Annotated in this window: 12 protein-coding genes and 1 tRNA gene; 7 read left to right on the top strand and 6 right to left on the bottom strand. The window is 74.5% G+C overall.

The window, feature by feature from the left end:
* Positions 1-2: 2 nt before the first annotated feature.
* Positions 3-311 carry a hypothetical protein gene (locus AC0KTA_RS26825; protein WP_481050774.1) on the top strand — a complete coding sequence of 103 codons (309 nt, stop codon included), beginning with the start codon at positions 3-5 and terminating at the stop codon, positions 309-311.
* 121 nt (positions 312-432) lie between these two features.
* Positions 433-762 carry a hypothetical protein gene (locus AC0KTA_RS26820; RefSeq protein WP_481050773.1) on the top strand — a complete coding sequence of 110 codons (330 nt, stop codon included), beginning with the start codon at positions 433-435 and terminating at the stop codon, positions 760-762.
* An 87-nt stretch (positions 763-849) separates the two neighbouring features.
* Here the strand turns inward: AC0KTA_RS26820 and AC0KTA_RS26815 are convergent.
* Positions 850-921, bottom strand: a tRNA-Val gene (locus AC0KTA_RS26815).
* A gap of 214 nt (positions 922-1,135) precedes the next feature.
* Here AC0KTA_RS26815 and AC0KTA_RS26810 point away from each other — a divergent pair.
* The 4 genes from AC0KTA_RS26810 to AC0KTA_RS26795 all read left to right on the top strand — a co-directional run bounded on the left by AC0KTA_RS26810 (position 1,136) and on the right by AC0KTA_RS26795 (position 5,666).
* Entirely contained in the window at positions 1,136-1,990 is an 855-nt protein-coding gene (locus tag AC0KTA_RS26810) for a DUF4097 family beta strand repeat-containing protein (RefSeq protein WP_481050772.1), read from the top strand.
* A 165-nt stretch (positions 1,991-2,155) separates the two neighbouring features.
* Positions 2,156-3,544: a hypothetical protein gene (locus AC0KTA_RS26805; RefSeq protein WP_481056574.1), complete on the top strand. Its 1,389-nt coding sequence runs from the start codon at positions 2,156-2,158 to the stop codon at positions 3,542-3,544.
* Positions 3,545-3,750: 206 nt separating this feature from the next.
* Positions 3,751-4,362, top strand: coding sequence for a bifunctional 4-hydroxy-2-oxoglutarate aldolase/2-dehydro-3-deoxy-phosphogluconate aldolase (locus AC0KTA_RS26800; RefSeq protein WP_481056573.1), 612 nt, complete (start codon positions 3,751-3,753; stop codon positions 4,360-4,362).
* A gap of 350 nt (positions 4,363-4,712) precedes the next feature.
* Entirely contained in the window at positions 4,713-5,666 is a 954-nt protein-coding gene (locus AC0KTA_RS26795) for a sugar kinase (RefSeq protein ID WP_481050771.1), read from the top strand.
* A 39-nt stretch (positions 5,667-5,705) separates the two neighbouring features.
* On the opposite strand, the gene AC0KTA_RS26790 is transcribed toward AC0KTA_RS26795, so the two are convergent.
* The 4 genes from AC0KTA_RS26790 to AC0KTA_RS26775 form a co-directional block, all read right to left on the bottom strand.
* Positions 5,706-5,930: an FmdB family zinc ribbon protein gene (locus AC0KTA_RS26790; protein WP_481050770.1), complete on the bottom strand. Its 225-nt coding sequence runs from the start codon at positions 5,928-5,930 to the stop codon at positions 5,706-5,708.
* A 111-nt stretch (positions 5,931-6,041) separates the two neighbouring features.
* Positions 6,042-6,779, bottom strand: coding sequence for an HAD family hydrolase (locus AC0KTA_RS26785; RefSeq protein ID WP_481056572.1), 738 nt, complete (start codon positions 6,777-6,779; stop codon positions 6,042-6,044).
* Positions 6,780-6,946: 167 nt separating this feature from the next.
* Positions 6,947-9,559 carry a phosphoribosyltransferase gene (locus tag AC0KTA_RS26780; protein ID WP_481050769.1) on the bottom strand — a complete coding sequence of 871 codons (2,613 nt, stop codon included), beginning with the start codon at positions 9,557-9,559 and terminating at the stop codon, positions 6,947-6,949.
* 23 nt (positions 9,560-9,582) lie between these two features.
* Positions 9,583-10,749, bottom strand: a complete 1,167-nt coding sequence (locus AC0KTA_RS26775; RefSeq protein ID WP_481050768.1) for an HpcH/HpaI aldolase/citrate lyase family protein — start codon at positions 10,747-10,749, stop codon at positions 9,583-9,585.
* 344 nt (positions 10,750-11,093) lie between these two features.
* Between AC0KTA_RS26775 and AC0KTA_RS26770 the strand changes: the two genes are divergently transcribed.
* Complete coding sequence (locus tag AC0KTA_RS26770; protein WP_481050767.1) at positions 11,094-12,032, top strand: TerD family protein; 939 nt, start codon at positions 11,094-11,096, stop codon at positions 12,030-12,032.
* Between the two features lie 61 nt (positions 12,033-12,093).
* Here the strand turns inward: AC0KTA_RS26770 and AC0KTA_RS26765 are convergent, their stop codons facing one another.
* Positions 12,094-12,840, bottom strand: coding sequence for a TerD family protein (locus AC0KTA_RS26765; RefSeq protein WP_481050766.1), 747 nt, complete (start codon positions 12,838-12,840; stop codon positions 12,094-12,096).
* Positions 12,841-12,901 lie beyond the last annotated feature (61 nt).

Below are 12,901 nucleotides of genomic sequence, written 5' to 3'. Positions count from 1 at the left end.
CCATGAACGTACTCGTCATCGTCCTGTTGGCGATCCTGATCGCCCTGGGCTTCCAACAGCCCCTGCTGTGGCTCGCGGCCGCGGCGCTCGTCTACTTCCTCGTCCGCCGCCGTGACGGCGGCCCGGCACGGCAAGGCTCCGCGGGCGGCGGGGCCTCGGCCAGGGCGGGCGGGCCCTCGGGCGGCGGAGGTGGAGGCGGCGGCCCCGTCCCCGCCACGTACCGCGACTACCGCATCCGGCGTTCCCGCCAGGAGCGCTGGGACCGCAGGTACCGGCGCACGCATCCGAAGACGCAGTCGCACCGCCGATAGCATCCGGACCGCCGGCGGCGGCTCGACGACCCGCGCCCGCACCCGCACCCCCGCCCGGTACAACTACTAACCCCTGAGGGGAACAACGCGATTACCCGGGCGGCCGCTGGGGAGGGTGCGCATGCACTGTGCGCCGAACCAGTCCCAGGAGCCGCCCGCATGCGCCACGAAGCCGCCCCACACGAACCCGGGGCGCGAGCCGGGCGAAGCCGAAGCCACGACCCGTGCCCAGCGACGGCTCGTCGCCCCCGCCGCCGCACCCCGGCGCCCGCCCGCCGTCCCCGGCCGAGTCAACAACCTCAAGCCGGAGGCCACTTACCGCAAGGAGCCGCTCACCGAGGTCCGCACCCGGCACCGCGGCGAACTCGCCGAGTGGCACCGCCTGCGGGCCCGCGCCCTGATCAACGCGAAGGCCCACCTGCAGGCGGGCCCACAGCAAGCAACACCGTGAGCACCACAGCGGAAACAGAGGCGCACGGCACGGAACCCAGGACGACAAAGACCCCCAGCCAAGTTCGGCTGGGGGTCTTTGTCCCGGTGGGCGCGGACGGTTTCGAACCGCCGACATCTGCCTTGTAAGGGCAGCGCTCTACCCCTGAGCTACGCGCCCGGAATGTGCCGACAGCCTACCTTGCCCGTGGCCCGGCGCCGCAAACCCGTATCGAGGGCGGGGGCGGGTGCCCCCGGGGGCGCGGGGGGCTAGCCCCACCGTGGATCCGGTGGTCGGCCGGATCCCTTGGGAGGCGGGCAGTTCGTACGGTCGTCGTGTGCTCGTGGCAACGGCCGCGGGGAGGCGGGAACAACGGGAACAAAGGGAGAGCGTCATGACCGTCCGGCGTCCGCGTGCGCGGGGGATGCGTGTCCTGGTCGGGGTGGGGACGACGGCGGTCGTCGTCGGGATGGTCGCGGCGTGCGGGGCCAGCGCCGAGGACGACTCCGACCCGGAGCAGCGGTCCTTCGCCCTGCCGGGGCGCACGCTCACCGTGGACTCGGACGACTCGGCGCTGGAAGTGGTCGTCTCCGACGATGCGGAGGACGACGGTGCGAAGGACGGCGACGCCAAGGGCAGGGACGTACGCGTGACTCGGTGGTTCGACGGGCGGACCGTCATCGGGGAGAGCCCCAAGGTCACGTGGGAGATGCGCGGGGACCGGCTCACCTTCCGGGTGAAGTGCAGCGGCGTCATCAGCAACTGCTCCGCCAAGCACCGCGTCGTCGTACCGCGCGACGTCGCCGTGACCGTCCTCAACAACGACGGCAAGGTGACGGCCACCGGCTTCCGGGAGCCGCTGAAGGTGCGTACGTCGGACGGGTCCGTGACCGTGAAGGACGCCCGCGGGCCGCTCGACCTGCGCAGCGTCGACGGCTCGGTGCGGGCCACCGGCGTCACCTCGAAGCGGGTCAGCGCCGCCTCCCGGGACGGCTCCGTGCGGCTCGAACTCGCCGCCGCGCCCGACCGCGTCCAGGCCCGCAGCCAGGACGGGTCCGTGACCGTCGGGCTGCCCGTCGCCAAGGGCGGCGCGAAGGGCGACGGGGGCGGCGGCGCGGCCTCGTACCGCGTGGACAGCGAGACCGTCGACGGCGGCGCCGACATCTCCGTACCGCGCGACCCCCGCAGCCCCCACCACGTCTCCGTGCGGAGCGTCGACGGCAACGTCACAGTGCGCAGCGCGAACTGACCGGCCCGTGTGTTCGTCCTCAACCGGTGGGAGAATGACACCGGGCAGGGCGAACAGCACGGGAGAGGGATAGTGACGGCGACACCTCCGCGGCCGTACACAAGGGACAGATGGACGTCGTTGGCGGTGTCCGCCGCGGATGCCGTCGTCTCGCGCTGCGATGCGGTGGCCAGCCAGGCCCTCAGGCGTAAGGTCTCCCGACCCGCCGCCGGACAAGCCCCCGGCCCGCTCCGCGGCGCCCTCGCCCTCGTCCTCCTGCCCCTGCCCGTACTCCCCCTGCTCGCCGCCGCCCTGCCCGCCTCCTTCGCCGGCGGCGGTACGCGGCGCTGGTTCGGCGGGCGCGGCGAGAGCGTGCGGGCCGAGGCGCAGGCCGCGAAGGACGCCGCCGCGGCCGCGTTCTACGAGCTGGACTCCGCGCAGCGCGACCTGCGGATCTCCATCGAGACCATCGTCGCCGTGGACTCCTCCCCCGCCGCGCAGCGGGCCGCGTCCGACTTCGAGGCGTTCGGGCATCGCATCGACGAGGTGAGTCACCAGTACATCGCCGCCGTGGACGCGCACGACCTCGACCGTGACGACCTGGAGACGTCCGCCGCCGCGCGCGCCCGCGCCGAGCTGACCCGGGCCAAGGACGCCCTCGGCACCACCAAGCAGGAGCTCGACCGGTTCTCGCAGGGGCTCACCCCGCTGCTCGACAAGGCCGAGACCCAACTGGCGCGCCTCGCCCCGGCCGTGGAGCGCGCCCGGCAGACCCTGCTGGCCGCGAGCAACGCGCTCGACGCGGTGCGGACCGCGGGCCTGAAGGCCGACGACCTCGCCGGGCGGCTCGCCGCGCTCGCGCCCGAGCTGACCAAGCTCAACCAGGGCGCGGGGCGGCACGGCGTCGCCGACACCCTGCAGCGCGCCGACCGGGTCGTGCGGGACGCCGAGGCCGTCCGCGCCGAGGCAGAGCGGCTGCCGGAGCGGGCCCGCGAGATCGACCGGCGCCTGGTGTCGCTGCGGACCCGCGCGCAGGCCCTGACCACCCGCAGCGAGCAGGTGCAGCCGATCCTCAGCGAGCTGCGGCGCCGGTTCACCGCGGCCTGCTGGCAGGACCTGCAGCCGGTGCCGCAGCAGGCCGAGCAGAACGTGCGGCAGGCCGAGACCAAGCTGAAGGAGGCCCAGCGCGCCCGCGAGGACCAGCGCTGGCCGGACGCCACGGCACTCCTCTCCACGGTGCGGGCGCTGCTGAACTCCACCGACGAGGCCGTGTCCGCCGCCGGCGACCGGCTGCGGCGCCTGAACGCCGTCGCGAAGGACCCGCAGGCCGAGATCGAGCGCACCCGCTTCGCCGTCCGCGACGCCCAGCGCCTGGCCATGTCGGGCCGCCAGAAGCCCGACCCGCGGCACGCCCGCCCCCTCGACGACTCGGTGGCCCGCCTGGACCGCGCCGTCGCCGCGCTCGAGGGCCGCCATCCCGACTACTGGCGCTTCCTGACCGAGACGGAGGCCGTGCGCACGGCCGTCGCGCGCGTGGTCGCGCAGATCCGGGAGGAGCGGGGGCAGGGGGCCTAGCGGCGCTCTTGTCGGCGGCGGGGGGTCCTGGGCGGGTCCAGCCGGACCCAGCCGGACCCAGCCGGATCCACCGCTTCGGCGCGGGCCTCGTGGGCCTTGTCCTGCTCGCCTTCGGCGTCCTGCTGAGGGGGTGCGGGGCCGCCGCGCGGGCGCTGTGCGAGCCTGTGGGCATGGTCGACTTCATGCAGGAGCTGCGGGCCCGGTTCATGCAGGAGCTGCGGGCCCGGCGGCTCGTGGCCATCGTGCGCGGCACGGACGCGGAGGCCTCTTTCCGTACGGTGATGACGCTCGTCGAGTGCGGTGTGCCGCTGGTCGAGGTGTCGCTGAGCGGCGCCGACGCGCTCGGTGTGCTGCGGCGGGCGCGGACCGAGCTGGGCCCGGACGCGTGGCTGGGCGCGGGCACGGTCCTGACGGCGGACGACGCGGCGCGCGCGGCCGACGCGGGCGCGAACCTCGTGGTGACGCCCGGGCTCGACCCCGGCGTCGACGCCGCCCTCGGCCGGGGGCTGCCCGTGCTGGCCGGTGTCCTCACACCGACGGACGTGATCGCGGCCGACGCGGCGGAGGCGACCGCCCTGAAGATCTTCCCGGCCTCGACGGCCGGCGGCCCCGCCTACCTGAAGGCCCTGCTCGGCCCCTTCCCCGGCCTGCCGTTCGTACCGGTGGGCGGCGTGGACGCACCGGCCGCCGCGGAGTACCTGGAGCTGGGCGCGGTCGCGGTGGGCGTCGGCTCCCCACTGATCGGCGACGCGGCGGACGGCGGCGACCTGGGGGCGCTGCGGGGGCGGGCGGGGCGGTTCGTGAAGGTGTGCGGGTGAGCGCCCGCGGGCGGGCGGACTCATCTGCGGGGGCGGGTGGGCCGGCGGGGGCCGGTGGCCTGGTGGGGGTTGGTGAATCGGTGGGAGCCGGTGGCCCGGTGGGGGCTGGTGAGTCGATGAGAGCCGGTGGCCCGGCGGAGACCAGTGACCCGGCGGAGGCCGGTGGTCCGGCGGCGGAGGCCGGTGACTCCGCGAAGGCCCGAGGCCCGGCGGAGACCAGTGACCCGGCACAGGCCGGTCGTCCGACGGCGGAAGCCAGTGACCCGGCACAGGCCGGTGGTCCGGCGACGGAGGCCCGTGGTCCGGCCGCAGAGGCCCGTGGTCCGGCCAGGGGCGGTGATCCGGTGCGCGTGGACGTGCTGACTTTCGGCGAGACCATGGTCGCACTGCGCGGCGACGGGCCGCTGAAGCTGGGCGGGTCGATGGCCGTGTCCGTCGCCGGTGCCGAGTCGAACGTGGCCATCGGGCTCGCCCGGCTCGGGCATGCCGTCCGCTGGGCGGGGGCCGTCGGCGACGACGAGGCCGGTGAGCTGGTGCTCCGCACGCTGCGGGCCGAGGGCGTGGACGTGTCCGGCGTGCCCCGCGACGCGGGGGCGCCGACCGGGCTGCTGCTGTTCGAACCCCGGCTGCCCGAGGTGACGCGGGTGCACTACTACCGGGCCGGGTCGGCCGGGTCCCGGCTCGGCGTGGACGCCGTCGAGCGGGCCTTCGCGGGCGGGGCGCCGCCGCGCGTACTGCACCTGACCGGCATCACCCCGGCGCTCGGGGCCTCGCCGCGGACCGCCTGCGAGCGCGCCCTGCGCCGCGCGCGCGAGCTCCGCGTCCAGGTCTGCCTGGACGTCAACTTCCGCTCCCGGCTGTGGAGTTACGAGGAGGCGGGGGCCGTCCTGCGCGAGTGGGTGCCGTACGTCGACGTCCTCGTCGCGTCCGACGACGAACTGCCGCTGTGCCTCCCCGACGCCGGGGCGCCCGCCGAACTCCCAGCCCAGGCACGGGCGTTGCTCGGCCTCGGCGTACGCGAGGTCGTCGTCAAGCTCGGCTCGCGCGGGGCCACCGCGTACACGGAGCGGGGCGAACTCCACTGCCCCGCGCGGGCGGTGCGGGCCGTGGACGCCGTGGGGGCCGGGGACGCGTTTGTCGCCGGGTACCTGTCCGCATTGCTCGACGGTGCGGGGGACGCGGAGCGGCTGGAGCGGGGGGTGACCACGGGGGCGTTCGCGGTGGCCTCGCGGGGGGACTGGGAAGGGGCGCCCACGCGGGGGGAGTTGGGGATGTTGAGGGCTGACGGGGCTGTGCTGCGTTAGCCGGCGGGCGGGGCGATGCGGTTCCGCGCCGTCGCCACGTCAGCCGCAGCAGCCGCCCCCGCAGCAACCTCCGCCGCCACCGGCACCGCCGCCGGTTGCGCCCGCCGGGCTCGTGGCCGTGCCCGCGACCGCCACGGTCGAGAGCAGCTTCACCGTGTCCTCGTGGCCCGCCGGGCAGGTGGCCGGGGCGGCGGACTCCGCCATGGGGCGGCTCAGCTCGAAGGTGGTGCCGCAGGGGCGGCAGCGGTACTCGTATCGGGGCATGGGGACAGGGTACGTGGGCGGGGCGCCGGGAACGTTTCCTGGGCGCGGTCGCCGCCCAGTCCCACGGCACCCGCACCCGCACCCGCACCCGCACCCGCACCCAAGCGGTAGCTACCGCCCCGTCGCCGCCACGAAGTGGCGCAGGATCGCCTCCCCCGCGGCCACCCCCCGCTCGGGCACCACCGTCAGGCCCGGTGTCGTCCAGCCCGTGTCGGACAGTTCGCCGTGGGAGGGGCGCCAGGAGCGGTCCGCGGCGGTGAGGAGGTCGGCGTCCAGGAGGGAGTCGCCGGCGGCGAGGACTTCGTCGGTGCCCGCGCGGCGGGCGACCTCCCGCATGGCCGCGCTCTTGGTGAGCGGCCGCGGCACGGCGTAGATCTTGCGGCCCTGGAGCGAGACGGTCCAGCCCCGCTCCACGGCCCACTCGCCGAGTTCCTTGACCCAGCCCTCGGGCAGCAGCGCGCGCTCCACGACCAGGTAGGCGAAGAGGTCCTCGGCGACGCGCTCCTTGAGCAGCCAGGACGGGTCGGCGGTGCGCAGCAGATGGGCGCGCACCTCGTCGAGGGACGCGCACTCGGCGGCGAGGCGGCGGTCGACGGCCGCCCGCCACGCCGCGTCCGCCTCGCCGTCGACGAGCAGGTGCCCGCCGTTGGCGCAGATCGCGAACTCCGGTACGGGGCCGGGCAGGTGGATGCGGTGGTACTGCTCGCGGGTGCGGGTGGTCGTCGGCACGAAGACGGCGCGCCCGGCCAGCTCCGCGAGGAGTCCGGCCGCCGCCTCCGTGACGTACGACAGCGGCTTGCCCTCGTACACCTCGACGCAGAGCAGGCGCGGCGCCTCGGCGTCGGGCATGCGCAGACCGAGGGCGGCGGCGGAGTAGATGAGGGTGCGGTCGAGGTCGCTGGCGACGAGCGCGCGCGAGCCCTCCGCGCGCGGGGCATCGGAGAGCGCGGCGCCCGACTGCGGGATACCCGACCGCGCAACACCCGACCGCGCAGCACCAAACTGCAGCTCGCCGTTCATGCCGCCGCCACCGCCCTGCCGTCCGCCCCCGTCGCCCCGCGCGTGTACTTGGGGTGGATCAACCCCACGCAGGTGTAAGGGAGTTCGGCGACCTCCTCGACGGGCACCCCGCGCTGCTCCGCGAGCAGGCGGACGTGGTCGAGGTCGGCCCCCGCCCCCGCGCGGGCGAGGATCTTCCACGGCACGCGACGCAGCAGCACGCGCGTGGTCTCGCCGACGCCGGGCTTGACGAGGTTCACGTCGTGGATGCCGTACTCCTCGCTGATCCGCTCGACGGCGGCCCAGCCCTCCCAGGTCGGCGCCCGGTCCGCGGCGAGGACCTCCTTGACCTGGGCGGCCACCGCGTCGGCCACCTCGTCGAAGCGGGCGGCGACGGCGGCCACGAAGTCGCCGGAGACGTCCGTACCGGCCAGCTCGCGGTAGAACTTCGCGCCGTGGAAGTCGTCGGGGCCCACCAGGTCGGCGCGGAGCACCGTACGCGAAATCAGCCCGGACACAGTGGAGTTGAGGCACGCGGACGGGATGAGGAAGTCCTCGCGGGTGCCGTACGTGCGTACGCAGGAGCCGGGGTCGGCGAGCACGGCCATCTCGGGGTTGAAGCCCCGCGCCCCGCCCGCCGCCTCGAACTCCTCGATCGCGGCGGCCAGTTCACGGGTGATGGCGCCCTTGCCGGTCCAGCCGTCGACGAAGACGACGTCGGCCGGGTCGTGGTGCGCGGCGAGCCAGCGCAGCGCGTTCGCGTCGATGCCGCGGCCGCGCACGATGGACACGGCGTAGTGCGGCAGGTCCAGGCCGTGCCGGTGCCCGGCCCAGCGGCGCATCAGGACGCCGACGGGGGTGCCCGCGCGGGCCAGCGACACCAGGACCGGGCGGGGCGACCGCTCGGCGAGGACGGTCTCGGTCACCGTGCCGACGGCCTGCGCGATGCGGGCCGCGGAGGTGTCGAGCGCGGCCCGGAACAGCTCCTGGTACTGCGGGCTCGGCTGGTACTCGACGGGCAGCGACTCGGCGTAGTGCGCGCCACCGCTCTGGATGGCCTCCTCGCGCTCCTCGGTGGGCGCTTCGAGCGTGACGTCCGACAGGTCCTGGAGCAGCCAACCGACGTCCTCGGGCGCGTAGGAGGAGAAGGCGGGGCCACGGAGGGGGTCGGGCAGCATGGCGGCTTCCTGATCTTGAGGGGCGTACGACGGGACGTACGAAGGGTCGTACGAAGACGCGTACGCGGGGACGTACGAAGGGACGACGGCGAGCAGCACGTGCCCGGTGTGCGCCGCGAGCTGGGCCAGCAGGCCGTCGGGCGCGTGCAGCCGCGGCGTGTCCGCGGCGGAGTCCACCACCGCGACGACCGCGTCGAAGCTGCCGCCCGCCACGTTGTACGCGTAGCGCGGGCCGGGGCCGTCGGCCGGGTCGTCGTGCGCCGGGAAGACCAGGCGGGTGCGGATGGCGTAGCCGGGGTCGTCCACGGCGAGGACGGGTGAGCGGGTGGTCGTGGAGTAGCGCACCTCGGCGCCCGAGCAGCGCACCTCGGCGCCCACGGCGGCCTCCGCGCCCCCGGCGCCCGCAGCACCCCGGGCGCTCCCGGCACCCCCCGCCCCGCCGAGCCGCTCCTCCAGGGCCAAGCCCAGCGCGAGCGGCGCGTACATCAGCTCCTCGAAACCGAGCACCAGCACGCGGCGCGCGCCGTCCGGCAGCGCGGCGGTGATCCGCTCGGCCATGCCCGGCAGCGCCGCGTCCAGGCGCGCCCGGTGCGCGGCCGTGAAGCCGTGCCGCCCGCCGTCGGGCACGCCGACGGGCCAGTCAAGGGCGACGCGGGTGACGGGCGCCCGTTCCCCGCGCGGCGCGGGCACCGGCGCCGTCCCGGCCCCCGCCTCGTGCTCCGCGACCAGCGCCTGCCCCTTCTCCAGGACGCCATCGGGCAGCCACACCGTGCCGGAGGCCAGCGCGACCAGGTCGACGCGGGCGCCGATCTCGCGCGCGAAGGCGTCGAGACGGTCGCGGTCTTCGGGGGCGCGCATGTCAACGAGGGCGACGATGACGTACCGCTCGCGCGGGAAGCGCTCGTGCAGGGCGCGGATGGTGTTCAGGACCGTGTTGCCGGTGGAGAACTCGTCGTCGACGAGGACCAGCGCGCCGTCGCACGCGAGCAGCCGGGGGTCCTCCGGGAGCAGCAGGTGGGACGTGGCGTGCGAGTGGGACTCCTCGAAGCCGCCCGCGCGCGCGACGCCGGGGACGGGGCGGCGGGTGGAGTGCAGGTAGGGCGCGAGGGCGAGGCCGTCGGCGACGCTGTGGCCGAGGCCGGTGGCGGTCTCCGCGTAGCCGAGGACGACGGCGCGGGCCGCCTCGTCCTCGCCGAGGAGTTCGCGTACGCGGACACCCAGGTCGTACCCGGAGCGCCAGATCACCGACGGGTGCTGCGGCACGTGCTTGCCGAGGACGTTCGACACGAGCAGGTGCGCCCGCTTGGGGTTGCGGCGCAGGGCGAGCCCGAGCAGTTCCTTCAACCGATCGTCACCGGCACCACCGTCCCCAGCCCCGCTCTCGACCAGCTCGACCCCGAGCCGCTCCGCGACCCACGTACCCGACCACACCACGTCTTCCGTCTTCCTCACCTTTACGTCCGTCTTTACGTCCGTCACGCGGGCACCCCCGCGCTGAGCAGCTCCACGAAGCCGACGTCCTCGCGCGCGACGCCGAAGACCTCGGCGCGGCGCAGGGTCCGCTCGGCCCAGGCGCGGTGCGGCTTCACCTCGTTCATCTTGTTCGTGTACGCGGACCGCATCACTCCGCCGCCGTCCCGCTCCGGGCGCAGGATGTCCTGCGCGTCGCTGAACTCCTCGTGGCTGACGACCGACAGGGCGTGCACGGGCAGCACGTGCGAGGGGTGGATGCAGGTCTTGCCGAGCAGGCCGTTGGCGCGGTCCAGCTCTATCTCGCGAAGCAGTCCGTCCAGGTCGTGCTCGATGAGCGCCTGGCGCAGCTCCTCGGCGCGCACCTGGAGGAAGGGGCTCTGCCGCAGCTGCGGCTTGAACATCCGCTCCTGGACGCGGAAGTACTCCCAGACAGGTCCGGTGACGGTGAAGCCCGTGCCGTCGGCCCGGCCGAGGTGGTTCACCACGTCGGCGATGACGGACGCGACGATCTGGACGTCGTACGCCGTCATGTGCGGCGGTCTGCGCAGGGCGTACGCCGAGCAGAAGTCGGTGACCCCGAGGCGCAGCGCGAGCACCCGGTCGCGGTACTTGTCGACGGTGCGGGCGATGCCCGCCAGCGTCACCGCGCGGCTCTCCAGATACAGGAGCTGCGGCGACTCCAGGACCGGCATCGCGAAGAGCCGCCGCCCGGTGGCCGCCTCGGCGGCAGTCAGCGACTCCAGGAACGGGACGCCCCGCTCCTCGGTGAACTTCGGCAGTACGAATCCGGACAGCAGGCGGATCGCGGGGCCGAGCCTGCGGGCCAGGTCAGGGATCTGTTCGGGATTGCGGACGCGGATGAAGAGCAGCGGCGGCTCCGCGTCCGGGCGGCCGGCGAGATCCGTGAAGTGCCGGATCAGATTCTCCTCGGCGGCCACGACGTCCGCGTCGCCGATCGAGTCCTCCAGGCAGACCACCATCGAGATCACGCCACGGCCCGATTGCTTGAGGATGTCGTCCGCCAGCCGCGGGCGGGTCGCCGGGCTGTACAGCGTGGCGCCGAGCGCTGCCGCGAGCAGCTGTGGCGGGGAGTCCGCGGTGAAGGCACACGGCTCCCGATGAAAGAGGCGCTGTCGCACCTCTGGGGCTATGTGCCCGAAATGACGCATGGGGTTCCCCTAGGGATTCTCCTGATTTCGCCCGGATCACCCGAATCGTCGTCGCGATTCGAAATGATGTGGCCGGTAATAGTACGTAGGGGCGGGTGTCGAGGGTTCCCTCCGGGCATGAAATTCAGGTAACCCGGCCATGTCGCACACGTCTGCCCCACACCGGCACAGGCAGGTGTCATAGGCCGGAAGACGGGCAGGACGGGGGCAAGACGGGCACGTGTCCGAAAGTGTTCGCCCGGGTGCGGGGCCCGTGCCGGGGCGGAAACGGGGCGGGCCGAAAGCCTGCGGACGGCGAGGGACCCGCGTTGTCCGGCCGCGGACCAGGAAGGCAGGATGACCGCATGACGCACGCGATGTTGAAGGGGTCGAACGTCCCGCTCGAAGCCGCCGCCGTCCGCGCCGTGCTGCGCTGGACGCCGCGCCAGGGCTCCCCCGACGTCGACGCGTCGGCGCTGCTGCTCGGCACCGACGGCCGCGTGCGCTCCGACGAGGACTTCGTCTTCTACAACCAGCCGCGCCACCCCTCCGGGAAGGTCTGGCGGCTCGGCAAGAAGCGGGTCGCCGAGGGCCTGACGGACACCGTGCAGACCGACCTGGCCGGCCTGGACCCCGCGGTCGGCCGCGTGCTGCTCGTCGCCTCCGCCGACGACGTGCCGTTCGAGCACGTCCGCGCGCTGCGGATCCTGCTGTACGACGCCTCGCCCGCCGCGGCCGACGCCGAGCCGCTCGCGTACTTCGACATCACCCCCGAGACGGGCGCCGAGACCGCGTTGATCTGCGGGGAGCTGTACCGCCGGGGCGACGGCTGGAAGTTCCGGGCCCTCGGCGAGGGGTACTCCAACGGCCTGGTGGGCCTCGCCACCGACTTCGGCATCTCCGTGGACGAGTCGGAGGCCGTGCCCGAGCCGACGCCCGACGCGTCGCTCCCGCAGACGCAGCGCCTGAGCACGACAGGACCCATGGCTCCCGGCGCCCCGGTCCCGGCTCCGGCGGCCCCGATCGCCCCGGCGCACACCCAGCCGCCCGCCGCAGCGCACACCCAGCCGCCCGCCCCGTACCCCGCGGTCCCCGCGCCCCCCGCACACCCTGCGCCCCAGCCCGCGTACGGCTACCCGCCCGAGCCGCCGCGCTACCCCGCGCCGCAGCCCGCCTACGGCTATCCGCAGCCCGCGCCCACCCAGCCCCCGGTGCCGGCGTACGGCTACCCGCACCCGGTCGCGCCCGTGCCCGACCCGGACTTCCGGCTGCCGCCGCAGGGGCCGCAGTTCCTGCCGCGCTGAGGCGGCCGCGCGGGGCGGTCGCCGACCGGGCCCCGGCCTGCGACCGCTCGCCCGGCGCGGCTCAGCCCCCGCCCACCTTGGTCTTGTAGCCGCGGCCCCACTGCAGCCCCCAGCCGAACAGCCGGTCGAGCTCGGCCTGAAAGCCGTACACGTACCGCACCTCCCGGCGCACGATCAGCTCGTCCTTGACGTTCTCGATCGTCAGCACCGCGCAGGAGCGGGCCTGCGGGGCGCGCTCCTCCAGGTCGATCTCGACGCGCGGGCCGTTGCTGGGGTAGAGCGTCACCTTGGCGTGGGTGCGGTCGAAGGCGGGCGTCTGGTCGTAGATGTAGACGAACACGAGGAGTCGCTTGATCGACTCGCGGTGGTCGAGGTTGACGTAGAGCGTCTCGCCGGAGCCCGAGCCGAACCTGTCGTCGCCGCTGCCCTTCACGTACGGCGGGGAGTTGAGGCTCCCGAAGAAGTTGCCGAGGGGCTGCACCACGCCCTTGCTGCCGTCGGTCAGCTCGTAGAGGCAGCCCAGGTCGAGGTCCACGTTGACCATGCTCTGGGTGTGCGCCTGCACCGGCTCGGGCTGGAACATCTTCAGCGGGTGCCGCAGCAGGCTGCCGCCCCCGCGCTTCTTGCCGACGAGGTCGGACGTCCGCATCTGCCACGTCAGCGTGACGCGCAGATTGCCGGTGGCCGCGCCCTGCTTGGTCAGCGAGACCGTCGGATGCCGTTTGGTCAGTTCGATGGAGTTGGTCGCGGCGCTGCCCGATGCGAAGTCCATCGAACGCCCCGGCCGCAGACCGTCCCAGAAGGACATGCCACCCCCAGAAAAAGATGCCCCGCTCCTGTACGCACGTCACGGGGCGGCCCCCGGGCCT

The organism is Streptomyces sp. Y309 (assembly GCF_056712025.1).
This window is presented reverse-complemented; position numbering and strand designations above follow the sequence as displayed.